This is a genomic window from Oceanivirga miroungae (assembly GCF_902505095.1).
Lineage (GTDB): Bacteria > Fusobacteriota > Fusobacteriia > Fusobacteriales > Leptotrichiaceae > Oceanivirga > Oceanivirga miroungae.
Genome location: NZ_CABWIB010000001.1, coordinates 803717 through 828990 on the forward strand (window position 1 = coordinate 803717; position 25274 = coordinate 828990).

General features: G+C 27.4%; 22 protein-coding genes and 1 riboswitch. All 22 genes read right to left on the reverse strand.

Annotated features, from left to right (window positions below):
* Positions 1 to 104: 104 nt before the first annotated feature.
* The 22 genes from purD to OMES3154_RS06450 all read right to left on the reverse strand — a co-directional run bounded on the left by purD (position 105) and on the right by OMES3154_RS06450 (position 25041).
* Positions 105 to 1370, reverse strand: coding sequence for a phosphoribosylamine--glycine ligase (gene purD, locus OMES3154_RS04000; RefSeq protein ID WP_156683505.1), 1266 nt, complete (start codon positions 1368 to 1370; stop codon positions 105 to 107).
* Positions 1371 to 1378: 8 nt separating this feature from the next.
* Positions 1379 to 2890: a bifunctional phosphoribosylaminoimidazolecarboxamide formyltransferase/IMP cyclohydrolase gene (purH, locus tag OMES3154_RS04005; RefSeq protein WP_156683506.1), complete on the reverse strand. Its 1512-nt coding sequence runs from the start codon at positions 2888 to 2890 to the stop codon at positions 1379 to 1381.
* On the reverse strand, positions 2887 to 3429 hold the full coding sequence (purN, locus tag OMES3154_RS04010) for a phosphoribosylglycinamide formyltransferase (RefSeq protein ID WP_156683507.1): 543 nt from the start codon (positions 3427 to 3429) through the stop codon (positions 2887 to 2889). The genes purH and purN overlap by 4 nt, the downstream gene beginning before the upstream one ends.
* A complete protein-coding gene (gene purM, locus OMES3154_RS04015) occupies positions 3417 to 4418 on the reverse strand; it encodes a phosphoribosylformylglycinamidine cyclo-ligase (protein WP_156683508.1) in 1002 nt (333 codons plus the stop codon). The genes purN and purM overlap by 13 nt, the downstream gene beginning before the upstream one ends.
* Positions 4415 to 5887: an amidophosphoribosyltransferase gene (gene purF / locus OMES3154_RS04020; protein ID WP_156683509.1), complete on the reverse strand. Its 1473-nt coding sequence runs from the start codon at positions 5885 to 5887 to the stop codon at positions 4415 to 4417. Before purF ends, purM begins: the two co-directional genes overlap by 4 nt.
* Positions 5887 to 6597 carry a phosphoribosylaminoimidazolesuccinocarboxamide synthase gene (gene purC / locus OMES3154_RS04025; protein WP_156683510.1) on the reverse strand — a complete coding sequence of 237 codons (711 nt, stop codon included), beginning with the start codon at positions 6595 to 6597 and terminating at the stop codon, positions 5887 to 5889. The genes purF and purC overlap by 1 nt, the downstream gene beginning before the upstream one ends.
* 12 nt (positions 6598 to 6609) lie before the next feature.
* Positions 6610 to 7083, reverse strand: a complete 474-nt coding sequence (gene purE, locus OMES3154_RS04030; protein ID WP_156683511.1) for a 5-(carboxyamino)imidazole ribonucleotide mutase — start codon at positions 7081 to 7083, stop codon at positions 6610 to 6612.
* Positions 7084 to 7091: 8 nt separating this feature from the next.
* Positions 7092 to 10826 carry a phosphoribosylformylglycinamidine synthase gene (locus tag OMES3154_RS04035; protein WP_156683512.1) on the reverse strand — a complete coding sequence of 1245 codons (3735 nt, stop codon included), beginning with the start codon at positions 10824 to 10826 and terminating at the stop codon, positions 7092 to 7094.
* Positions 10827 to 10942: 116 nt separating this feature from the next.
* Positions 10943 to 11041, reverse strand: a riboswitch (purine riboswitch).
* Between the two features lie 5 nt (positions 11042 to 11046).
* Positions 11047 to 11184: a hypothetical protein gene (locus OMES3154_RS04040; protein ID WP_156683513.1), complete on the reverse strand. Its 138-nt coding sequence runs from the start codon at positions 11182 to 11184 to the stop codon at positions 11047 to 11049.
* 9 nt (positions 11185 to 11193) lie between these two features.
* Positions 11194 to 11475: an Asp-tRNA(Asn)/Glu-tRNA(Gln) amidotransferase subunit GatC gene (gene gatC / locus OMES3154_RS04045; RefSeq protein WP_156683514.1), complete on the reverse strand. Its 282-nt coding sequence runs from the start codon at positions 11473 to 11475 to the stop codon at positions 11194 to 11196.
* 8 nt (positions 11476 to 11483) lie between these two features.
* Positions 11484 to 12191, reverse strand: a complete 708-nt coding sequence (locus OMES3154_RS04050; RefSeq protein WP_156683515.1) for a pseudouridine synthase — start codon at positions 12189 to 12191, stop codon at positions 11484 to 11486.
* A complete protein-coding gene (gene scpB / locus OMES3154_RS04055) occupies positions 12178 to 12723 on the reverse strand; it encodes an SMC-Scp complex subunit ScpB (RefSeq protein ID WP_156683516.1) in 546 nt (181 codons plus the stop codon). The genes OMES3154_RS04050 and scpB overlap by 14 nt, the downstream gene beginning before the upstream one ends.
* A gap of 1 nt (position 12724) precedes the next feature.
* Positions 12725 to 13783, reverse strand: coding sequence for a rod shape-determining protein (gene mreB, locus OMES3154_RS04060; RefSeq protein WP_156683517.1), 1059 nt, complete (start codon positions 13781 to 13783; stop codon positions 12725 to 12727).
* 9 nt (positions 13784 to 13792) lie between these two features.
* Positions 13793 to 16267: a DNA translocase FtsK gene (locus OMES3154_RS04065; RefSeq protein WP_156683518.1), complete on the reverse strand. Its 2475-nt coding sequence runs from the start codon at positions 16265 to 16267 to the stop codon at positions 13793 to 13795.
* Positions 16268 to 16382: 115 nt separating this feature from the next.
* A complete protein-coding gene (locus OMES3154_RS04070) occupies positions 16383 to 17372 on the reverse strand; it encodes a lipoate--protein ligase (protein ID WP_156683519.1) in 990 nt (329 codons plus the stop codon).
* 6 nt (positions 17373 to 17378) lie between these two features.
* Positions 17379 to 19112, reverse strand: coding sequence for a dihydrolipoyl dehydrogenase (gene lpdA / locus OMES3154_RS04075; protein WP_156683520.1), 1734 nt, complete (start codon positions 19110 to 19112; stop codon positions 17379 to 17381).
* Between the two features lie 13 nt (positions 19113 to 19125).
* A complete protein-coding gene (locus OMES3154_RS04080; protein WP_156683521.1) occupies positions 19126 to 20160 on the reverse strand; it encodes a dihydrolipoamide acetyltransferase in 1035 nt (344 codons plus the stop codon).
* A gap of 20 nt (positions 20161 to 20180) precedes the next feature.
* Positions 20181 to 21176, reverse strand: coding sequence for an alpha-ketoacid dehydrogenase subunit beta (locus OMES3154_RS04085; RefSeq protein WP_156683522.1), 996 nt, complete (start codon positions 21174 to 21176; stop codon positions 20181 to 20183).
* A 13-nt stretch (positions 21177 to 21189) separates the two neighbouring features.
* Complete coding sequence (locus OMES3154_RS04090; protein ID WP_156683523.1) at positions 21190 to 22158, reverse strand: thiamine pyrophosphate-dependent dehydrogenase E1 component subunit alpha; 969 nt, start codon at positions 22156 to 22158, stop codon at positions 21190 to 21192.
* 489 nt (positions 22159 to 22647) lie between these two features.
* On the reverse strand, positions 22648 to 23553 hold the full coding sequence (locus OMES3154_RS04095) for a hypothetical protein (protein WP_156683524.1): 906 nt from the start codon (positions 23551 to 23553) through the stop codon (positions 22648 to 22650).
* Positions 23554 to 24105: 552 nt separating this feature from the next.
* Positions 24106 to 24594, reverse strand: a complete 489-nt coding sequence (locus OMES3154_RS06445) for a hypothetical protein (protein ID WP_197271493.1) — start codon at positions 24592 to 24594, stop codon at positions 24106 to 24108.
* A 27-nt stretch (positions 24595 to 24621) separates the two neighbouring features.
* Positions 24622 to 25041: an ORF6N domain-containing protein gene (locus OMES3154_RS06450; protein ID WP_197271494.1), complete on the reverse strand. Its 420-nt coding sequence runs from the start codon at positions 25039 to 25041 to the stop codon at positions 24622 to 24624.
* Positions 25042 to 25274: the final 233 nt, after the last annotated feature.

Sequence of the window (25274 nt, forward strand, 5' to 3'; positions counted from 1 at the left end):
GTAATTATACACAAACTTTTTATAAATGTAAATACTTTTTTTGGAAATTTTAATATTTTTTTATTTTGAGTAAAAATACTTTTACAAATATAAAAGGGTTATTGCTAACCCTTATAATTTCCAATATCTTTTCTAAAATGTTTATCTTTAAAATTAATTTTATCAACCAATTTATATGCATCATGTTTGGCAGCTTCTAAATTATCTCTAATAGCTACCACATTTAAAACTCTACCACCATTAGTTAAAAATTTGTCATTTTCATACTTAACACCTGCTAGATATACTTTATTATTTTCATCTACAATAAAATTCTCTATCCCACTAATTTCATAATTTTTCTCGTATTTATTAGGATAACCTCCACTTGCTAATACAATGCAGCATGATGATTTATTAGACCACTCTAAATTAAATTCACCTAGTTTTTTATCATTAGCAGATATTATTAAATCCAGTAAATTCGACTTCATTAAAGGTAATACTGCCTGAGTTTCAGGATCACCTAATCTCATATTATACTCTAATAAATAGGCCCCATTTTTAGTTAGCATCAATCCAAAGAATATTATACCCGAAAAATCCATATTTTCTTTTTTTATACCTTTTAATGTTGGATTTAAAATATCAGTTATAAACATATTTTGATAATCTTTTGTAAAATATGGGTTAGGAGCAATAACACCCATTCCTCCTGTATTAGGTCCTTTTTCACCTTCAAATACTTTTTTATGGTCTTTTGCAGATATAAAGGGTAAAATAGTATTAGAATCAGTTATAGAAAGCACTGATACTTCAACTCCTTCTAAAAACTCTTCTATTACTATACGTGTTCCAGCTTCACCAAATTTTTTGTTTTCCATCATATCTATTATAGTATCTTTAGACATTTTAATATTCTCTGATATTACAACTCCTTTACCCAGTGCTAATCCACTTGCTTTTATAACTAATGGGTGGGGCATATTTTCTACGTATTTTATCGCTTCATTTATGTCATCAAAACTTTTAGACCGAGCGGTCTTAACGCCGTATTTATTCATAAATTCCTTTGAAAATGCTTTACTTCCTTCTAACATAGCTGCTTTTTTATCTGGACCAAATATATTTAAATTTTCTTTTTTAAAACTATCTACAATTCCTGAAACTAAAAGTTCTTCACTACCTACTATAGTTAAATCAACTTTATTTTCTTTAGAGGCTTTAATTAATTCTTCTATTTCATAAGCATTTATATTTTCTATTCTAGAATCTAGTCTATCTACTGCATTTCCACTTGCTATATATACTTTTTCTACTCTTTTATCTTCCAATAATTTAGAAGCTATTGCATGTTCTCTAGCACCACTTCCAACTACCATTATTTTCATATTTCCTCCTAGTGTTTAAAGTGTCTAATCTTGCTAAATACCATTGAAATTCCTAGTTCATTACATTTATCAATTGAGTCTTGGTCTTTAATTGAGCCACCTGGTTGTATTATACTAACTACTTTATTTTTAGCTACATATTCAACAACATCTGAAAATGGGAAAAATGCATCTGACGCTAGTACTAAATTGTCTAAATTAAATTTTTTAGCTCTTTCTACTGCATTTTCACTAGCCCAAATTCTACTTACTTCTCCCCCGCCAATTCCTAAGGTTACATTATCTTTTGCAATAACTATTGCATTTGATTTAACATATTTACAAACCTTCATTGCAAATTCTAAGTCATCTAATTCTTTTTCACTTGGCTTTTTATCTGTTACAAACTCTAGTTCATCATATATTGTATTATCTGCTTCTTGTACTAATATCCCACCATCAACTTTAATATATTCATATTTATCGCTTGCTTTAACACTGCATTTTATTACTCTTAAATTTTTCTTAGTCTTTAATACTTCTAGTGCTTTTTCTGTAAAATCAGGAGCTATTACTATTTCTAAAAATATTTTAACTAATTCACTTGCAGTTTTTTCATCAACAGTCTTATTAAATGCAATTACTCCCCCAAATATTGAAACTGGATCACTAGTATATGCTTTAATATATGCACTGTATACATCAAAAGATACTGCTACACCACACGGTGTTGAGTGTTTTGTTGCAACACAAGCTGGTTTTTCAAATTCACAAGCTAATTTCCACGCTAAATCCATATCTCTTATATTATTAAACGATAACTCCTTACCATTTAATTTTTCTATATTATTCATTGCTGATTTATTTACTGTATCTGTATAAAAGACTGCTTTTTGATGTGAATTCTCACCATATCTTAAATTCATTTCCTTTTTATATGATACACTTAGATATTCTTTTTCAATATCATCTGATAAAAAATTAGCTATTGCTGCATCATAACTAGAAGTTAGATTAAATACCTTTGATGCTAAATACTTACGAGTATTATATGAAACAACTTTATCATTTATTAGCTCATTTTTAACTAATTCATAGTCTTTTTTATCACTTATTACAACAACATCTTCAAATGATTTTGCAGCACTTCTTAACATTGTAGGCCCACCAATGTCTATAAATTCAACTTTTTCTTCAAATGATATATTGTCATTTACTTTTTCAAAAAATGGATATAGATTAACTATAACATAATCAATAGTATCTATGTTATTTTCTTTTAAACTTTTCATGTGATTTTCATTAGATCTAATTGCTAATATTCCACCATGAATATTAGGATGTAATGTTTTAACACGCCCATCTAACATCTCATTAACACCAGTTACACTGCTTACTTCTAATACATCTATATTATTTTCCTTTAAATACTTATATGTTCCACCTGTTGATATTATTTCTACTCCATTTTCTACTAAAAACTTAGCAAAATCTAATATATTTTCCTTATCATATACTGAAATTAATGCTCTTTTCATTATACTCCTTTATTTATTATACTTTTTACTACCTCTGGTAATAATTTATGTTCTATTTCTAATACTTTTTTAGCAATTTCAAACTCATCTTTGCAATTTGTTATATCAATACTTACTTGCTTTATTATATCTCCTTTATCAACAAGTTCATTTACATAATGTACAGTAGCTCCACTTACTTTCTCACTATTTTTAAATACAGCCTTATGAACATTCATACCATACATTCCAACTCCACCATATTTTGGAAGTAATGATGGGTGTATATTTATTATTTTGTATTTATCTGTAAGTTCTTTAGATATTATTGATAGAAAACCTGCTAGTACAATTAAATCTATTTTTTCATCTTTTAAAATTTCTAATATTTTTTCACTTGTATTAACTCTACCCACATTATATGTTTTAATATTATGATCCTTAGCTCTAGTTAAAGCTAGGCATTCTCTATCTGCTATAACTAATGAAATATTTATATTATTCTCTATTAAAGATAACATATTAGAGCCACCACCAGATACAAAAACCGCTACACTAGACATAAGCTATGTTCTCCTTTTTCTATATATCCTATCGTGTATGCATTCTCACCTAATGAATTTAAATAAGATATGACATCATTTTCAATATTTTTATCAACTATTATACAGAATCCTACTCCCATATTAAATGTCCCATACATTTCATCTTCAGATATATCTGCTCTTTTTTGTATTAATTTAAATATATCTAATACTTTTATTTTATCTTTGTAAACAACTGGTCTTAAATCTTCTTTCATAGCTCTTGGCAAGTTTTCAATTAATCCTCCACCAGTTATATGTGCCATAGATTTTACTTCAAACTTTTCAAGTAAGGATAAAATTGACTTCACATATATTCTAGTTGGTGTTAATAAGGTATCAGATATTTTTTTACCATCTATTATTTCATTGTAATCAGTAAAAACTTTTCTTACTAAAGAAAATCCATTGCTATGTACTCCAGATGAACTAAGAGCTATTATTACATCACCCTCATTTACCTTAGATCCATCTAATAATTTATCTTTTTCAACTACTCCAACGCAAAAGCCGGCTATATCATAATCACCTAGTTTATAAAAGCCAGGCATTTCAGCTGTTTCTCCTCCTACTAATGCTTGATCACTTTCCATACACCCATTAGCAATTCCTGATACAATTTCAGAAGCTACAGTACTATCTAACTTACCACAAGCTAGATAATCTAGAAAAAATAAAGGTTTAGCACCATGACATAAAATATCATTAGCACACATTGCAACACAGTCAATACCTACTGTATCGTATTTTTTTTGTTTTAACGCAATTTCTAATTTAGTTCCAACTCCATCAGTTCCAGATACCAATATCGGATTTTTATACTTTCCTAACTCGTACATAGCACCAAAACTACCAAGGTTTGCTAAAACATTTTTATTATGAGTTTTTTTTACATTTTCTTTCATTAGCTCAACTGCTTTATATCCTTCATTTTTATCTACACCTGCATTTTTATATGTAATACTCATTTTTCCTCCATTTTTAATAATTTATGATAATAAGGACTATTTATATTTTTCAAATATTCTCTTTGTATAGGTGTAATGTGTTCTAAAAATGCTTTTTCATAATCACCCAATCCTGCTACATAGTCAGCATTAAAAGAATCTAAACATAATCTCATACCATCTTTTAGATTAACTGATTCTATAAGACCATCAATGCTTAAAAACTCTAAACTTGTTGCTCCTAGATATTCACACATCTGTTCTTTATTCATATTAGCAGCTAATAGTTCTACACTTTTTGAAATATCTATTCCATAAAAGCTTGGAAATATTAATTCAGGGCTTGCGATTCTTACATGAACTTCGCTAGCTCCTGCTTCATAAAGCATTTTTACAATTCTTTTTGAAGTAGTACCTCTAACTATTGAATCATCCACCATAATAACTTTTTTATTTTTAACTATACTCCTAACAGCCGATAATTTCATCCTTACACCTTGTTCTCTTAACTCTTGTGTTGGCTCTATAAAGGTTCTTGCAATATACTGATTTTTTATTAAGCCCATCTCATAAGGAATCTTAGCTTCTTCTGCATATCCACTAGCTGCAGATAAGCTTGAGTTTGGTACTCCTATTACTATATCTGCATCTACCGGTTTTTCTTTAGCTAATATCATACCAGCTTTTTTTCTAGCTCTATGTACATTTACTTCTGCAATATCAGAATCTGGTCTTGCAAAATATATATATTCCATAGCTGCTATCGTGATATTTCTATTTTCAGTGTACTTTTCAATTCTAAGCCCATTTTTATCTATTATTGCTAACTCGCCACCATATATATTACATAAAAACTCCGCTCCAACTACATCAATAGCACAAGTTTCACTAGCTAATATATATGATCCATTTTTAAGTCTTCCAACTGCTAAAGGTCTTAGTGAATTTTCATCAACTGCACCATAAAGTGTATCCTTAGTTAATAATAGGTAAGTAAAACCTCCTTTTATATTGTTTAGAGCATCTTTTATTTGTTCTACTAAACCTTGTTTTTCACTTCTTCTTATTAAGTGTATTAAAACTTCTGTGTCTGATGATGAATGAAATATAGCTCCTTTTTTTTCTAAGTCTTCTCTTATTGACTTGGCGTTTATAATATTACCATTATGACAAATTCCAATTGAATAATCATAAAAATCATATTTAAAAGGTTGTATATTTCTAATTGAATTACTTCCTGATGTTGCATATCTAACATGTCCTATAGAACTATTTCCAACTAGTTTTTCAAAATCCTTTTCATCAGAGAAAACTTTTGAAATTAAACCAAGTCCACGTTTGTTATATAAATTATTTCCATCAGTTGTTAAAATTCCAGTTCCTTCTTGTCCTCTATGTTGAAGGCTATGAAGTCCAAAATATGTTATCTTGGCAGCATCTTTTGCATTGAATACTCCAAATACGCCACATTCTTCATTTATGCTACGCATTATTTTGCTCCTAATCTTCTAAATATTTCAAGATATGCATCTTCTACATCTCCTAAATCAAATCTAAATCTATCCTTATCTAATTTTTTCATTGTTTTCATATCCCAAAATCTACAAGTATCTGGTGTTATTTCATCAGCTAATAATATTTCTCCTTTAGAGTTTTTACCAAATTCTATTTTAAAGTCAACTAATATTATTCCTAATTCTTCAAATTTTTTCTTTAATAATTCATTTATTTTCATGGTAACTTCATATATTTTATCAAGTTCTTCATAGCTTGCTAAATTTAATGCAACTGCATGATCGTTATTTATTAATGGATCACCATATTCATCATTTTTATAGCATAACTCAAATATTGTATTATTAATCTTTGTTCCTTCAGTTATTCCTAGTCTTTTAGCCATTGATCCTGCTATTATATTTCTAACTATAACTTCCAATGGAAAAATTTTAACTCTTTGACATAATTGATCTCTATCGTTTAATTTTTCTACAAAATGCGTTTTAATATTATTTTCTTCTAACATTTTAAATATGATAGTTGTTATTTCATTGTTTAGAACACCTTTATTTAAAATAGTTCCTTTTTTAGCTCCATTTCCTGCAGTTGCATCATCTTTATAGTGTACTATCACTAAATCTTTGTCAGATGTTTCATAAAGTTGTTTTGCTTTTCCTTCATAGATAAATTTTCCCATTTTCATTTTATTTTCCTCCTATAACTCTACGTTAATATTTTTTTTGAAATTTTCTTTCATATCAATTCTAAATTTTGATAACTTTTCTTTTAAATCTTTATTACTAATAGCTAAAATTTGTACTGCTAAAAGCCCTGCATTATATGAATTATTTATACCAACTGTTGCAACAGGTATGCTTTTTGGCATTTGAACAATTGCTAAAAGTGCATCCATTCCCTGTAAACTTGCATTTATTGGAACTCCTATAACCGGAATTGTAGTAAGACTAGCTATAACTCCTGGCAAGTGTGCTGCCATTCCAGCTCCTGCTATAATTATACTAAAATCCTCTTTTTCTAAATTTTCTATTGTCTCTTTTAATAATTCTGGTACTCTATGTGCTGATAATACAAATGCTTTATACTCTATATTAAATTCTTTTAAGCATTTTGCTGCATTAGACATAATTTCTTTATCTGACAAACTACCAAATATGATTGCTACTTTCATTTAACCTCCTATTTGAAATACTCAACTCCATTTTTAAATATGTTTTGATCCTTATCTTCTAATATATTTTTATAAATATTTTTACTATATCTTTCACTATGTCCCATTTTACCTAAAATATGTCCATCTTCTGATATTATTCCTTCTATCGCTAGACTACTTCCGTTTGGATTAAATGGTGATTCATTTGTTGCATTTTTATCTAAATCTACATACTGAGTTGCAATTTGATTATTTTTTATTAGTTTTTCTAATACCTTCTCATTTGCATAAAATCTACCTTCTCCATGTGATACTGCTATATTATGTACATCTCCTATATTATATGAACTAAGCCAAGGACTGTTATTTGTAACTATTCTAGTATTTACCATTTGAGAAATATGTCTTGATATTTTATTAAAACTTAAAGTAGGACTATCTCTATCTAATTTTCTAACTTCTCCGTAAGGTAATAAGCCTGATTTTACTAAAGCTTGGAATCCATTACAAATCCCTAGTATAAGGCCATCACGAGCAATGAATCTATTAATTGCATCTTTAATTTTAGCGTTATTTAAAATTGTTGCTATAAATTTACCACTTCCATCTGGCTCATCAGCTAGGCTAAATCCTCCAGGTAAAACAAATATTTCTGCATTTTCTAACTCTTTTACTATTTTATCTATTGAATCTTCTATGTATGTTCTATCTAAGTTTCTGAATAATAGAATCTTAGATTTTGCTCCATTTTTATTAAATGCATTATACATATCATATTCTGAATTTGTTCCAGGAAATGCTAGTATTAAGACTCTTGGATTTACTAGATTTAATTTTGAATGCATATCAATTTCTTTTTCTTTACCTACTAAATTTTCATAGATTACTTTTTTATCCTCATACTTATACTCAAATACTTTTGAAAATTTATTTAACCAATGATTTAAAACATCTTCTAAGTCTATATTATAGTTATTTATATTAGCTACAAACTTATCAGTAGTTTTACCTAATAAAACTAGCTTAGAATTATCTAATTTAACACTTGATTCTATTACTAGACTAGATGGTCTAAGGTTGAAAATGTTAATATTTTCATTAGTTATATTAAATCCTATCTTATTTCCAAAACTCATTTTAAGTATAGCTTCTATTATACCTCCAGATGTTACTACATAAGCTGATAAAATATTTTTATTTTTTATATTTTCTAATACATAGTCAAAATTTTTCGTTATAGCATCTTTATCATATAAATTATTTTTACTTATATTATTATCAACTAAATATATATATGAATTAGATTTTTTAAACTCAGGACTTATTATATTTTCTATATTATCACTAGCTACAGCAAATGATATTAAAGTACTTGGTACTTCTAAATCATTAAAAGTCCCTGACATACTATCTTTACCACCAATAGCAGCTGTATTAAAGTCTAATTGAGCTCTCATACTTCCAAGTAGTGATATAAAGGGTTTTGACCATTTTACAGGGTCATTAGCAAGTTTTGGGAAGTATTCCTGGAATGATAATCTAGCCTTTTTATAATCCACACCACTTGCTACTAATTTAGCTAATGATTCTATTACTGAATATATAGCTCCATAATATTCTGAATATTCAAATAAGCTTGGGTTAAAACCATATGTAATAGCACTTACTGTATTTGTATCTTTATCTAGCATAGGTATTTTTGATATAGAAGTTTGTATCGGTGTTAATTGATATTTACCACCATAAGGCATAAGTACAGTAGATGCTCCTACTGTTGAGTCAAACATTTCAGCTAATCCTTTTTGACTTGCTGTATTTAATTTTGTCATATTATTTATTATTTTTTCTTTTAAACTACTTCCTTCTACCTTATTTTCAAATGGATCATATTCTTTTTTATCTTGTATTTGTACATTCGTTTTTTGTGTAATTCCATTAGTATTTAAAAAGCTTCTATCTATATTTACAATTTCTGTTCCTTTCCAACTTAGTACTAGTCTATTATCATCTCTTACACTTCCTACTACTGTTGCTAATAGATTTTCTTCTTTTGCAAGTTCTAAGAATTTTTCTGTATTTTCTTTTGTAATTACTACAGCCATTCTTTCTTGAGATTCAGATATAGCAAGCTCAGTTCCGTTTAAGCCATCGTATTTAGTAGGTACTAGATCAAGATTTACATATATAGAATCAGCCAGTTCTCCAATAGCTACACAAACTCCTCCAGCTCCAAAGTCATTACATTTTTTTATAAGCTTTGTTGCATTTTCATTTCTAAATAATCTTTGTAATTTTCTTTCTTCAGGTGCATTTCCTTTTTGAACTTCAGCACCTGATAATTCTAGAGAATCATTATTATGCTCTTTAGATGATCCAGTAGCTCCTCCTATTCCATCACGACCTGTTTTACCACCTAATAAGATGATGTTATCACCAGCTATTGGTTCTTGTCTTATTACGTTTTCTAGTTTAGCAGCAGCTACTACTGCCCCTACTTCCATTCTTTTTGCCCTATATCCTTCATGATAAATCTCATTTACTAAACTTGTCGCAATTCCTATTTGATTACCATAAGATGAATAACCTTTAGCAGCTCCTTTTGAGATTTTTCTTTGACTTAATTTTGATTTTAATGTATCTTCTATCTTTTCTAGTGGGTTAGCTGCCCCACTTACTCTTATTGCTTGATATACATAAGCTCTACCTGATAGAGGATCTCTTATAGCTCCACCTAAACAAGTTGATGCTCCTCCATATGGTTCAATTTCTGTTGGGTGATTATGGGTTTCATTTTTAAACATTAGTAGGTATTTTTCTATTGCCTTATTCCCCTTATTATCAATGGTATCTACATCAATATATATAGAACAAGCATTATTTTCACTACTTACTTCTAAATCATCTAATTTACCAGTTTTTCTTAAGTATTTAGCAATAATTGTTGCCATATCCATTAAACAAATATTCTTATTTTTTGAAATATCATTTTTTAGTAAGATATATTTTTCAAATTCTTTATTTAACATTTCTCCATATTCACTATCTGGAAATGTTATCTTTTCTATTTTAGTTTCAAAAGTAGTGTGTCTACAGTGATCTGACCAATATGTATCAAATACTCTTATTTCTGTTTCTGTTGGATTTCTTTTTTCTTTTATAAAATAGTCTCTTATATATCTTAAATCCAAATTAGACATAGATAAACTTAAGTCATTTCTCATCTTATCAATTTCTAAATCACTTAGAGTAATAAAGTTATCAAATGTATCAACTTTGCTATTGAATACAACTTCATTTAACTTTAAAACACTTAAATCTTTTTGCCTAGCCTCTATTTTATTTATATAGTTAGACTTTATTTTTTCAAGATCAGCATAACTTATATCTCCATATAGCATAATAAGGTGTGCTGATTTTACATTAAAGTTTTTATTTGTATCAATTAATATATTAATACATTCTATAGTAGAGTTTGCTCTCATATCAAATTGACCATCTAGATATTCAACTGCAAAATAGTTTTTTGTATCCATTTCTATATTTTCATATATATCATCTGTTGTAATTTCAGATAATATACTGTATTTAATAGCTTCTAAATCTTCTTTATTTACTTCTAAATTAAATATATCATATATATTTAGTAATCTTACATTTTCTAATTTTTTTATACCCAGTTCTAACTTAAATTCCTCTAATAGTTTTTTTGCCTCTAAATTAAAACCTTCTTTTTTTTCTACAAAAAACCTTAAATTTGACATCTTACCTCCAAAAATTTTAATAAAAAAAGTCTAAGTAAAACTTAGACTAAAATAGTAGACGCACCTACTCCATAATTTTTATTCTTTATATTTTCAAATTTATTTAATAATAAAAATAGCATATTTCCTCCATTCATAGTCGGTAATTTACGGTAAACCGGTAGAAACGCTCAACCATATTATGAGCTTATACGAACTTATATTTCAATAGTACACTATTTTATTTTTTTTGTAAATAGGAAAGTTCAGCTAATCTGAATTTAAGATAGTCATCAAACGAAATCATTTCACAACCACAATAAGCATTTTCATTATCTTTATATTCTTTCTCTATTTGTTTTATTAATTTTTCATCCATAATAAATCCTTATACTAATTTAGGTATTATTACATAATCTTCATCATTTTCAGGAGCATTTTTTAAAAAATCTTCTTTTTTTAATGTATTACCTTGTAAATCTTCTCTTAATATTTCATTTATTTCATTTACACTATATAAAGGTTCAACATCTGTAACATCAACTTCATTTAATATTTCAACATGCTCTAGAATGTCATTCATTGATTTTCTAATATCTTCTATATCACTATCATTAAATTCTAACTTAGATAATTTTGCTATCTTATTTACTTCTTCTTTTGTTATCATATTGCCTCCTATAAGCTTTTTAAATATTTAATTTCATCACTTGTTAAAGCTCTATATTTACCTACTTCTAAGCCACCTAATGTAAGATCTCCTACTTTTACTCTTTTTAAAGCTTTTACGTTATATCCTAATGTCTTTAACATTTTTCTAACTTGTCTATTTCTTCCTTCAAATATTGCTATTCTTACTTCATTTTTCTTATTTAATTTTTTTACCTTAGCTGGTGCTGTTCTATATTTTGTACCGTCTTCTTCTTTTATTACAACTCCACGAGCTAGTATTTCTATATCTTTATCCATAACTTCTCTATCCACTGTTGCAATATAGCTTTTGTATAGTTTTTTACTAGGGTGCATTATATGATTATATAGCTCTCCATCATTACTTATTATTATTAAACCTTCTGTCATATAGTCTAATCTTCCATATGTAAATAATCTTTTTCTCGATTTTATTAAAGAAACTGCTGTAACTCTGCCTAATTTATCTTCATTTGAACAAATTACTTTAGCAGGTTTATTTAATAAGTAGTATTCCAGACTTACAGCTTTTTTACTTATTTTTTCACCATCAATTCTTACTATATCATTTTCGTTTACTTCATCACCTTTTTTAGCAATTCTATTATTTATTTGTACTCTAGCTTCATCTACTAATTCATCTGCTTTTCTTCTACTACAATATCCAGCATTAGCTATATATTTATTTATTCTCATTTTCATTTCCTTCTATCTCATCTAAGGCCATAAACCATTTAGCCTTATCTAAATTCATTAACTCTTCTTTATCTTCTAGTCCAACATAAGCATAAAAGTTTTCTGTAACTTCATATAGCTTAGGATTTCCTATAGCCTTTTTTCTTTCATTTGACATTATTAATTTTTTTTCCATTAGCTGCATAACACTAGAATCTACACTAACACCTTTAATATCCTCTATTTCAGATTTAGTAATAGGTCCTTTAAAAGCAATTATTGCAAGTGTTTCCATTGCTGACTTACTTAATTTTTTTACCCTAACTGTTGGTGAAAAAAACTTATTTATAGCTTCTCCACACAAAGGATTAGTCATAAAACTTACAAGATTGTTTTTTATTTGTAAATTTATACCAGTATCTTTCTTTTCTTCTTTAATTTCTTTTAATATATCTTTTATTTTTTCTATATCTTCATTAAAAAAATCAGCTAAGTCATCTATTGGTACACTTTTATCACTCATAAAAATTATTGCTTCAATTTCTTTTTTCATTCTAATACTCCGTATGATCAGATATTATTAGGTTTGTATATTTATTAAAGTCATCTAGTATTATACTAAGTCCTTTTATTACAGCGTGTCTTGGTTCTTCAACTACTGTTACATTTAAATTAAACGCTTCTTCAATTCTTTTTTTAAGTAGTTTAATTCTTGCTCCTCCACCAGATAAATATATACCAGTTTCGTAAATATCTGCTGAAATTTCTGGAGCAATTTCTTCTAATGCTTGTTTTATACTGTCAATTATTAAATTTATTTTATAGATTATTGCTTTATTTACTACATCAACTTTAATTTCAACAGATTTTGGTAGGTATGTTATTGTATCTATTCCTCTTATTTCAAATTTTTCATCATCTGTTTCACTCAAGTTTGATTTTATTTTTAATGTTTCTGCAGTTTTTTTACCAATTATTATACCATATTCATCTTTTACATATTCAACTATATCTTGGTCAAAGTGATCACCTGCTATTCTTATAGATTTTGAATTTGAATCACCTCCTGAAGATATGAATGATATTTCAGTAGTTCCTGCACCTACATTTACAACTAGATGAGCTTTTGGCTCAAATATATCTATCCCACTACCTATAGCTGCTGCTATTGGTTCCTCTACTAAATTTACTTCTTTAGCCCCTGCATCTAATACTACATTAAATACTGATCTTCTTTCTACCTGTGTAACACCACTTGGAATACAAACTAATACACTATCATTTGTAATTGCATCATCTCTAATTTCTTCAAAAAAACCTTCTAACATATTTAATGTTGCTTCGTAATTAGATATTACTCCATTTTTTAGTGGTCTTATTATATCTATATATTTTGGCTCTTTACCTGCAATTTTTTTAGCTAATTCTCCAATTTTATCTACTCTTTCTGTCTTATTATTTCTTGATATATATGAAGGCTCATCTATTTTTATACCTTCTTCTTTTATATATATTATTGTATTAGCTGTTCCTAAATCAATACCTATATGTCTAACTTTTTTACCATTAAATATTGAATTTTTTATTTTTTTAAACTTACTAAATACTTTCATCTTCTCTCCTTACAACTTATACCCATTAACATCTAAAACACCATTTTCTTTAAGTGTGTTCATTAAATTTCTTGCTCTATTAAAACCTAATTTCAAATTATTTTGTAACATATTAATTGAAACTTTATCATCAACTTCTTCAACTAAAATTAAAGCTTGTTCATATAAAGAATCAGTGTTAGTATCTTCTTCATTAGGAACTAATATATCCATATTGTAGTTAGGTGGCATATTTTCTTTTAAAACTTCTGTTAATTTATATACTTCATCATCTGAAATATATGCCCCCTGAATACGTTCTAATTTAGCACTTCCATTTTCAATTAGTAACATATCCCCCTTACCTAGTAGTTTTTCAGATCCTCCTTGGTCTAAAATTGTTCTAGAATCATTATATGATGGTAATGCAAATGAAATTCTACTTGGTAAATTAGCTTTTATCATACCTGTTATAACATCTGTTGAAGGTCTTTGCGTTGCAACAATTAAATGTATCCCAACTGCTCTTGCTTTTTGTGCAATTCTTGCTATTGATGATTCTACACTATTTGCTGATGACATCATAAGATCTGCTAACTCATCTATTACAACAACAATAAACGGCATTTTATCATTTTCATTTTTACTATTATAGTCTGTAATCTTTTTAAATCCTAGTTTAGCTAGCTTTTTATATCTTTCGTCCATTTCTGTTTCTGCCCATTTTAATGCAATTGTTGCTTGATTTGGATCATATATTACTGGAACTAATAAGTGTGGTATATCCTTATATGGCATAAGTTCAACCATTTTAGGATCAATCATAATAAACTTAACCTCATCTGGACTTTTTTTAGATATTAATGTTGCTATAAAGGTATTTATTGCAACAGATTTTCCTGCCCCTGTTTGTCCTGCTATCAATAGATGTGGCATTTTAGCTATATCTATTATCTTTTCACGACCAACTACATCTTTACCTAAAACAACATTTAAATCACCCTTATCTAATTCTTTTGAGTGAATTAAGTTAGAGAAAAATACTGTTTCTTTTATTTTATTTGGAGTTTCAATACCTATTGTATTTTTACCAGGAATTGGTGCTTCAAATCTTATACTTTCAGCTGATAAATTCATAGCTATTTCATCTGATAAACTTGTTACTTTTTTAACTCTAGTACCACTTGGTATTGTTATTTCATATCTTGTAACTGTAGGTCCTGTTGTGTAATCTACAACTTTTGCTTCAACACCATATGATAATAGTGCATCTTCTAATTTTTGTATATTCTCTTCAATGTATTTTAGCATTTTTTCTTTTTCGCTATCATCCATTTTCTTATACACAAATATATTTTCAATAGATTTTTTTAACTCTTCTCTTTCTAAAACTTTTTCAAAATTATTCTCTGTTTCTATTTTTTCTGGTTCTGGTGTTTTTATTATTTCATCATTAATAAAATTAGTTTCAATTACTTCTTCTTCATTTTCAAAAGTATTTATAGGTTTAATCTCTTCTGGTACTGGTACTTCTACCTCTTCTTTTGTTATATTTTCTATTTTTTCTTCTACTTTTTCTTCTTCAATTTTTTCTTGCTTTATTGATGATATTACAAGTGATTCTGTTTTAGCTTTTATTTTTTCTTCTTTTTCTTCTTCAATTTTTTCTAACTCTATTTCTTTTTGTTCGTTTATAATTTCAAGCCATCTTTGTCTATTTTCAAAATCTTCTTTTTCGCTATATATCTTTTTTTCTTCATTTTTAGCATTATTATTAGTTTTCAACTCTTTTTCTAGCTTACTATCTACTATATTAACAATGAGCCTTTTATACGCTAAGTCTTCTTTTTCAATTTTTAATTTTTTAGCTTTTCTCTCTTCTTCTAACTTGATTTCTTTCATTCTTTTTTTTGTCTTATATTCATCACTATCATAATAGTCGAATGTGTAGAATATGAATTCGAAAAATAACTTTATTATACCTCTAGCTGATAAGAATAAGAAAAGTAAGGCTAAAATAAATATAAATATTTTATATTCGTTTAAGTTATTAAAACTATACATTGGAATTGATACAAAAGCTCCAAAAAGCCCAGCTCCATAACCTTCAAATGCTTGCTCTATTAACTTTCTACCTGCTCCTATCATTCCTTCATTAGTTATTGTAGGTATTACTGTTATTGTCTTATATGATGAAATGATAATAAAAAATATAGCAAAATATATTATTCTTATGTAATTTAAACTTTTATTTATCAATATTATTATGCTTAGGATTATTAAAAAAGAAAAGAATATATAAAAACTAGTTCCTAGTAGCATATTAAATACATAATATACTTTATAAGCTATGTTATTTAGAACTATAAATTTCTCTGGTGTGAAAGAAACATATAGCATAAATGAAGAAAAAACTAGTAAAATAATTCCTATTAAAAATCTTAATACTTTTTTATTTTCCTTTTTTTTAATTTCCTGCTGTAATTTTGTGTTATTTTTATTCATCTTATTTCTCCTAAATACGTAATTTTACTTATATATCATAACATAAATGCAAAAAAAATTAAAGGAGAAATCAAGATATGAAAAAATGAGATTAGAATAAATCTAATCTCAAATTTTAATCTATTATTGCTTTTGCGATATTTTCGTGAGTCATTCCCATAAAATATCTATTTATGTCTATAGTTTTTAATTTTTCTAATATATCCTCATGATTATATTTTGTACCTGTTAATAATTCTTCTATTTTAGACACATCTTCTATACCAAAAAAATCTCCATATATTTTAATGCTTTTGATTACAGATTCATGTATATCCATATATACATCTACCTTACCACTCGCAAATTTATTTTTTCTCTCTATATTATAGTCAGGAGATTTACCATAAGTCCAATCCCAGTTTGCAAATTTTTCAGTTTTAATTTTTTCAATTTCTTTTTTATCTTCATCAGTTAAAACATATTCAGTCATGTCCTTGTATTCATCTTTCATATATTTTAAAATTAAAGATTTAAACTCTAAAACACTAATTCTTTTAGGAAGTTCTGATAAAATATTAGTAACTCTTGCTCTTACTGATTTAACACCCTTAGACTCTATTTTATCTTTAGATACTTTTAATGCGTTTGATAAAACAGATAAATCTACATCAAATAATAAGCATCCATGATGCATAATTCTTCCATTTATATATGCTTGAGCATTTCCACATATTTTTTTACCATTTATTTCTAAATCGTTTCTTCCAGTAAAATCTGCCTTTACTCCAAGATTAGCTAGAGTGTTTATAACAGGGTATGAAAAAGCTTTAAAATCAAAAGCTTTTTCTTCCTTTTCATTAGATATTATTGTGTAATTTAAGTTATTCAAATCATGATAAACTGCTCCACCACCACTTATTCTTCTAACTACTTTTATACCGTGTTTTCTAACATACTCTGTATTTATTTCTTCTATTGTATTTTGATGTCTTCCCACTACTATCGTAGGAGAATTTATCCAAAGTATAAAAATACTATCAAATTGTTTTAATTTCTTAAAAGCATATTCTTCTAGTGCTATATTATACGCTGGATCATTTGAAATGTTTGTTATATATACCATAATTATCTACTTCTTCATAACATGAACAGATAATCCTAATACATCAGCAAATGCTTCATACATTGCTTCAGAATATGTAGGGTGACCATGTATTGATTTTATAACTTCCTCAATAGTAACTTCTGCAGACATTAATGCAGCAGCTTCATTTATCATCTCTGCAGCATTAGGCCCTATTATATGAACACCTAATATTTCTCCATATTTCTTATCAGCTATTACTTTAATAAATCCATAGTTATTTCCACTTGCTAGTGCTCTTCCGTTACCTGCAAAGTTAAATTTACCTATTTGTACATCATAATTTTGTCTAGCTTGTTCTTCAGTTAACCCAATTGCAGCAACTTCAGGTAAAGTATAAACAGCACTTGGTGTAGCATGTAGGTTAGCTTTAACATGGTTACCTAGTATAGCATTTTCAGCAGCAACTTCTCCCATTCTATATGCAGCATGTGCTAACATCTTAACTCCGTTAACATCCCCTGGTGCATATATACCTTTTATAGAAGTTTCCATATAGTCATCTACTTTAATCTTTCCTTTTTCCATTTGTAAGCTTATTCCTTGGATTCCTTCTAAATCAGGTACACGACCTATTGATAATAAGGCTCTATCTACAACTAAATCAGGTTTACCATCAAGTATTAATCTTAATTTACCATTTTCTTCTTTAATTTCTTTTAATCCAGTTGAAGTATAGAATGTCATACCATTTTTAGCTAATTTAGCTTCTAATGCTTTTGAAACTTCTTTATCCATAGCAGGAACTATTCTGTCAGTCATTTCAACAAATGTAACTTTAGATCCATATGTACTAAATACTTCTCCTAACTCAACACCAACTACTCCTGCACCTATTACTGCTAAAGTTTCTGGTACTTCATTTAATTGTAATATATCATCACTTGTCATAACTAATTTAGAATCTATTCCTGGTATATTTATCTTACTTACTTTAGATCCACCTGCAAATATTATTGTATTAGTAGTTAATACTTTTTCACTATTTACAACTACATCTTTATCTTTAGTTATTTTAGCTACACCTTTGAATACATCTACTTTATTACTCTTTAATAAGGCTGCTACTCCACCAACTAAAGTCTTAACTACTGTATTTTTCATAGCTAACACTTTTTCCATATCAATTTTAAAGTTAGAATCTATTAAGATACCACGACTATTTGCCATGTGTATTCCTTCAATTATTTCAGAATTATGTAAGTATGCTTTTGTAGGTATACATCCTCTATTTAAACATGTTCCACCTAATTCATCTTTTTCAACTATAGCAACTTTTCCACCAACTTGTGCAGCTCTTATAGCAGCTACATACCCTGCTGGTCCTCCACCAATTACTACTGTATCATATTCTTTATTATGTTTTGGTTTAGCTGGTTCTTCTTTTTTTACTTCCTCTGCTTTTTCTTCTTCTTTTTTAACTTCTACTGGTTTTTCTTCTTTTACTTCTGATTTTGTAGTTCCGTCTGGTATAGCTTCACCTTGTTCTCCTAAATATCCAATTACTTCAGCAACTGGTACAGTTTCACCATCACCTTTTAGTATAGCTAGTAGGTATCCACTTTCTTCAGCTTCAAGTTCCATACTTGTTTTATCTGTCATTATTTCTAATAGAACTTCTCCTTCTTTAACTTCGTCTCCTACTTTTTTATTCCATTTAACGATCTGCCCTTCTGTCATGTCGACACCAGCTTTAGGCATAATTACTTCTAACGCCATATTTCTCTCCCCTTTATATTAACATTCCCATTGGATTTTCTATTAATTGTTTCAAGTCTTTCATAAATTTAGCACCTTCTAGTCCATCTACTACTCTGTGGTCTACTGTTAATGCTAAATTCATCATTGGTCTAATTACAACTTCTCCATTTAATGCAACTGGTTTTTCTATAGTTGCACTTACAGCTAGTATTGCTGAGTTTGGTTGATTTATAATAGCGCCAAATGAGCTTACTCCAAACATACCTAAATTACTAATTGTAAATGTAGAATTTTCTAATTCGTTAGCTTTTAACTTCATATTTAATGCTCTTTTTGTAACATCTTTAGATTTTTCTACAAATTCACTTATACTTAATGAATCAGAATTGAATATTACTGGAGTTAATAATCCTCCATCAAATCCAACTGCTATTGCTAAGTTTACATAATCATGTAATTCAATTTCAGTCCCATTATTAACTAAACTTGAATTTACATAAGGGTGTTTTTTTAGTGTTTTAATAACTGCTATTGAAATTAAATCTGTTACTGTTAATTTCATACCAGTTTTTTCCATAATAGGATCTACTAAACTTTTTCTTAAAGCTAATAACTCTGTCATATCTACTTCATAGTTGATTATAAATGTTGGAGCACCTAAATAACTTTCAACCATTCTTTTAGCTATAACTTTTCTCATGCTAGACATTTTAACACGTTCAATATTACCAAATTGATTTTTATTAACTTCTTCTTGTATAGTTTCTTCTTTTTTAACTTCAACTTCTTTTACAACTACTTCTGGTTCAATTAGTTTTAAAATGTCATCTTTAGTTATTTTACCTCTAACTCCAGTACCTATAACTTTAGTTAAATCTATATTGTTTACTAAAGCCATTTTCTTAGCTAGGGGTGTAACTTTAAAGCTATTATGACTAAATTCTATAACATCATCTTTATGAATTCTATTATTTATTCCAGTACCAATAACTTTTGATAAATCTATATTTAACACATCTGCTTCTTTTCTTGCAGCTGGTGTTGCTCTTAATTTTTCATTATTCATATTTGTAACCTCTACTAATATTATCTTTTATTTACTGTATCTCTTACTGCTTCTACTATATCTTCAACATTTGGGATCATTTTCATTTCAAGATTTTGTGCATATGGCATTGGAACATCATATCCAGCTAATCTTCTAATAGGTGCATCTAAGTAATCAAATACTTCTGATTCAGATATTAATGCTGATATTTCACCAATATATCCACTAGTTTTATGTGCATCATTTACTAATACAACTTTACCTGTCTTTTTAACTGATTCAAATATAGCTTCTTTATCTAAAGGAACTAATGTTCTTAAATCTACAACTTCAGCGTCAATTCCTTCTTTTTCTAGTATACTAACTGCTTCCATTACTCTTCTTAACATTTTACCATAAGTTATTATACTTACATCTTTACCAGATCTTTTAATATCAGCTTTACCTAAAGGTATTATGAAATTATCATCTAAAGGTACTTCACCTTTTTGATTAAATTCTGATTTGTATTCTAATATTATAACTGGGTTATTATCTCTTATTGAAGCTTTTAATAAACCTTTCATATCTCTAGGTGTACCTGGTGCTACTACTTTTAATCCAGGAATATGAGTAAACCAGCTTTCTAATGATTGTGAGTGTTGTGCAGCTGATCCTACACCGTTACCTGCAGCACATCTTATTGTCATTGGAACTTGAGCTTTACCACCAAACATATATCTTGTTTTAGCTGCTTGGTTTACTATAGCATCCATTGCTATAACTGAAAAGTCCATAAATGTCATATCAACTATAGGTCTTAATCCTGTCATAGCTGCCCCTGCTGCTGCTCCACTTATTGCAGCTTCTGATATTGGAGTATCTCTTACTCTTTTTTCTCCGAATTCTTCTAACATCCCTACAGATGTTCCAAAGTCTCCACCAAAAATTCCTACATCTTCTCCCATTAAGAAAACATTTTCATCTCTTCTCATTTCTTCAGACATAGCTAATATTATTGTATCTCTAAAAGTCATTAATTTTGTTTCTTCCATTTAATTCATCTCCTTAATCTGCATAGATATCTTCAAATGCTTCAGAAAATTCAGGCTCTGGGCTATTTTCAGCAAATTTAGTTGCTTTTTCTACATTTTCTTTAACACTAGCTTTAATATTATCTAATTCTTCTTCAGTAGCTATACCATTAGACATTAAATAATCTCTAAATTTAAGTATTGGATCTTTTTGTTTCCATGCATCTACTTCTTCTTTAGTTCTGTATTTTCCAGGATCTGATGATGAGTGTCCATACCATCTGTATGTTATACTTTCAATTAAAACTGGTCCTTTACCACTTCTTACATGGTCAACAGCTTTTTTGAATTCATCATAAACTTTAATAACATCATTACCATCTTCTATAAACATACCTTTTATACCGTATGCAGATGATCTTTTATATATATGATCTATATTTATCATTTTAGAAATGCTTGAACTTATTCCATATCCATTATTTATTGAATAAAAAATTACTGGTAAATTCCATATAGAAGCCATATTTAATGCTTCGTGGAAACTTCCTTCATTAGTAGCACCATCACCAAAGAAACATACTACTATTTTATCTGTTCCTAAATATTGTTGTGTTAAAGCTGCTCCTACTGATAAACCATGTCCTCCACCAACAATACCGTTTGCTCCTAAGTTCCCATTTTCAAGTGTAGCTATGTGCATAGATCCACCTTTACCTTTACAAACTCCTGTAGCTTTTCCAAGTATTTCAGCCATCATTTTATCTAAATCTATACCTTTTGCTATAGCTTGTCCATGACCACGGTGATTAGATGTAATTAAATCATCACTATTTAATGTAGCCATAGCTCCTACTGATGCTGCCTCTTCTCCTACTGAAAAGTGAGTCATTCCAGGAACTTTTCCTTTTTTTACTAGTTGTGCAACCTTTTGATCAAACTGTCTAATTTCTTCCATTTTAGTTAACATATCTAACAGTTGCTCTTTACTTAATTTAGCCATACTATATCCTCCTTCTTGGACTTTTATTTCTTACACCTATATTATATTCCTACTTTTATTTAATTTCAAAGCTATTAGGAACTTTTAGATAGTTTTGGCTATTTTTTTAAATAAGATAAAAAAATAACTATTTGTTGTTTCATTTTGTGAAACACGTTTAATAAAGATAAAAGCTGTATAAAAAAAAACATGCACCCAAGCTTTCACAAAATTTTTATCATTTTTATGTCTAGTTTATTGGTACATGTTCTCAATTTTTCATAATTTAACAGTGTCCGTTTTAGGATTTTTTTTTCATTTGCTTCTTTTGTTATTACATATTTAATAAGCTTTCTGTATTTTCTTCACCTAATATTTTTGCTACAAATTCAGCATCAGAATAAGCTATAAACGTAAATTTTGATTCTCCATTATTTATATTTATTTTTCTAAATCCGTGCTATATTGCTATTATTTTATTTTTCATTTCTATTCATTTCTATAACTAATTTATTCTGGATCGCTTAAATCCCGTATTACAAATGTGAATGTAACTTTATTATAGAATTTTTCTACATCTTTATAGATTTTTTGTCTCGTATTTATTCTTCTTATTCCAATTTCAGAAAGTTTGCTACTACTACTAAGAATATTAAAATCACTTGAATATATATGATAATCTTCTTTATACATTTCATTTTCTTCTTCACTATGCAAAACTTTATACTCTATCTCCATAACTAATACAGGATAATCTTCCATGTATTCTATATATTTTCCCCAATCTATATCTTCATATTTGATTTTAGTTTTAAAGAATTCTTTTTCTTTTAAATCTCTTTCTTTGTAAAATAAGTCAGAATCAAAATTTTCATTTTTAACTTCTCTTAAAATATTATCTTTAATTTCATGAATGTCATTGTACCAAACATATTTATTATCATCTAATTTATGAAGAATTAAAGTATAAAATCTAATATTTATTCCATTTTCCCAAGTCTCTCCTAACATACCTTTAAAAATTTCTTCCTTATGCTTTTCTATATATTCTTCTATTTTTTCAAAATGATTTCCTTTACTTTTATCATATATTAATTTTTCTCCTACATAATTATTTTCTCCTAGAAGATGAATATTTAAAGGAATTTCATTCTCATACCATGTATCATATTCTTCTGGTTTTACAATATCATTTTCAAACTTTTTAGTTCTAATCCATTCTATGTCATATCCTGTATTTCCACCAGTATCATAATGGCGTGTTATTTTTATATTTCTTACATTCATCATTATATTTAATTCTTTATTATATCTATTTACATAAGCTAATTTCCATTGATACGGCTTTATATATACACATGAAGCTATTTTAAACATTATAATTAATAATATTCCTAGTAATATTTTTCTTATCATAATTACTTTTCCTTTTCTCTAAACATTAATTTATTCAGGTATTCTTAAATCTCATATTACAAATGTTGGTAATTTTGTTGGTTTTAATACTTCTATTTTATTTTTATATTATTATTTTTTGCAAACTTAAAATTATCTACCAATGCATCTATTTTAGATACCTCTAGTAAATTATTCTTTTTAATAGTATAGTAGAGTTTATATTTATTTCATTACTACCTTCTTTCCCAATTTTTTTATAAATTATTCTCCTTTGTAATAGTTTTATTATTTATACATTAATATTCTACATTGAAATTTATTAAAGGGCAAAAAAGTATTAGGAGTTTAAAAAACTTAAAATTACATGTACACCATTAAAATATTAGTTTTTTAGTCAAGTTTTTTGTAAGTGTAAATTAGAAATATACAAAACAACTTTATCTAAACTACACCTAAAACAAAAGCCCTATAAACTTTTATAAGGCTAATTCTTATTCTATTACTTCATTTGTTTTTCGTATCCTGTCATATTTAAAGCTACAAATCGAGCGTTAGCTGAATATTTAATTTTTATTTTAATTTATTTATTAATGTATCTATTATATCCTTATCTTCCCATTTAGATATAGCAAATGTTTTTCTTCCTGCATCTTTAACTGATGCTCCTATATGGTATACAATTTCATCGTCTATAACTAAAAATCTATCATGGAAATCATCTGTTAATCTTAACTCTAATTTTGGATACTGTTTATTAAATTTATTTATATCTATTTTACTTAATTTTAATTTATTTGATCCAAATATAATAACTTCTACATTAATATTTTTCTTACATAGTATATTAAGAGTTTCTATATCTATATAATTATCAACTAATACTATTTTATCTTTAGCATCTTTTATTAATTCAACTAATAACTTAAACGCATCATATATCTGTCCTTTATAGAAAATATATTTATTTTTAGATTCTTCTGGTTTAAATATTTCAAATATTTCTTCTATTCTTTCTTTATTTTCTTTTAATTTTTCTGTATCTTTAGACGTAGATTCCAATAGTTCCCTAGTTATTTTAGTTTCTTTTTATAATAAATTAATTTTTTCAAACATCAATATATTTGAGCTTATAAATTTCCACATTTCAACAAAAGTTCTCATTATGGTTACGCTTACTTTTGTAGCTACCTCACTTTTTAAAACCGATGCTAACATTGCCACACCTTGTTCTGTATATACTTTTGGCATTTTTCTTCTTCCACCATAGTTTTTTTCTAAACTTGATATTCCATTTTGGAACATCAAGTTATCATATTCTGCTTTTGTTAATTCAAAACAAAAATCATCAGGAAATCTCCCTTCATTTCTCTTAACTGCTTTATTTAAGTTTCCTGTTGTAACATTATATAAATTAGCTAAATCACTATCTAACATTACTTGTTTTCCTCTAATTTCATATATTAAGTTTTTTATATTTTCAGTTTGTATTTCTAGATTTTTTCCCATATTTTCTCCATCATACTTTTATTAATCTATTAAATATTAATAAGTAGAAATTTTTAATTTTCTAGATTTTAATCATTATATAAATATTATAACACTTAAAAATTTTATTTCCAAAAAACTTTATCTAAAAAGCCCTATAAACTTTTATAAGGCTTATTCTTATTATAACTTCTGACTTTTAAAATAAATTAACTTATGCATTTATACAAGCTAAAAAGAGTGAGTTGTATAAC

Bases quoted from the DNA above. Each gene is read 5' to 3' on its own strand.
- purD (WP_156683505.1), bottom strand. From the start codon at position 1,370: ATGAAAATAATGGTAGTTGGAAGTGGTGCTAGAGAACATGCAATAGCT.
- purN (WP_156683507.1), bottom strand. From the start codon at position 3,429: ATGTCTAGTGTAGCGGTTTTTGTATCTGGTGGTGGCTCTAATATGTTA.
- purM (WP_156683508.1), bottom strand. From the start codon at position 4,418: ATGAGTATTACATATAAAAATGCAGGTGTAGATAAAAATGAAGGATAT.
- purF (WP_156683509.1), bottom strand. From the start codon at position 5,887: ATGCGTAGCATAAATGAAGAATGTGGCGTATTTGGAGTATTCAATGCA.
- purC (WP_156683510.1), bottom strand. From the start codon at position 6,597: ATGAAAATGGGAAAATTTATCTATGAAGGAAAAGCAAAACAACTTTAT.
- purE (WP_156683511.1), bottom strand. From the start codon at position 7,083: ATGAAAGTAGCAATCATATTTGGTAGTTTGTCAGATAAAGAAATTATG.
- OMES3154_RS04035 (WP_156683512.1), bottom strand. From the start codon at position 10,826: ATGTCAAATTTAAGGTTTTTTGTAGAAAAAAAAGAAGGTTTTAATTTA.
- OMES3154_RS04040 (WP_156683513.1), bottom strand. From the start codon at position 11,184: ATGGATGAAAAATTAATAAAACAAATAGAGAAAGAATATAAAGATAAT.
- gatC (WP_156683514.1), bottom strand. From the start codon at position 11,475: ATGATAACAAAAGAAGAAGTAAATAAGATAGCAAAATTATCTAAGTTA.
- OMES3154_RS04050 (WP_156683515.1), bottom strand. From the start codon at position 12,191: ATGAGAATAAATAAATATATAGCTAATGCTGGATATTGTAGTAGAAGA.
- scpB (WP_156683516.1), bottom strand. From the start codon at position 12,723: ATGAAAAAAGAAATTGAAGCAATAATTTTTATGAGTGATAAAAGTGTA.
- mreB (WP_156683517.1), bottom strand. From the start codon at position 13,783: ATGAAAGTATTTAGTAAGTTTAAAAAAATAAAAAATTCAATATTTAAT.
- OMES3154_RS04065 (WP_156683518.1), bottom strand. From the start codon at position 16,267: ATGAATAAAAATAACACAAAATTACAGCAGGAAATTAAAAAAAAGGAA.
- OMES3154_RS04070 (WP_156683519.1), bottom strand. From the start codon at position 17,372: ATGGTATATATAACAAACATTTCAAATGATCCAGCGTATAATATAGCA.
- lpdA (WP_156683520.1), bottom strand. From the start codon at position 19,112: ATGGCGTTAGAAGTAATTATGCCTAAAGCTGGTGTCGACATGACAGAA.
- OMES3154_RS04080 (WP_156683521.1), bottom strand. From the start codon at position 20,160: ATGAATAATGAAAAATTAAGAGCAACACCAGCTGCAAGAAAAGAAGCA.
- OMES3154_RS04085 (WP_156683522.1), bottom strand. From the start codon at position 21,176: ATGGAAGAAACAAAATTAATGACTTTTAGAGATACAATAATATTAGCT.
- OMES3154_RS04090 (WP_156683523.1), bottom strand. From the start codon at position 22,158: ATGGCTAAATTAAGTAAAGAGCAACTGTTAGATATGTTAACTAAAATG.
- OMES3154_RS04095 (WP_156683524.1), bottom strand. From the start codon at position 23,553: ATGATAAGAAAAATATTACTAGGAATATTATTAATTATAATGTTTAAA.
- OMES3154_RS06450 (WP_197271494.1), bottom strand. From the start codon at position 25,041: ATGGGAAAAAATCTAGAAATACAAACTGAAAATATAAAAAACTTAATA.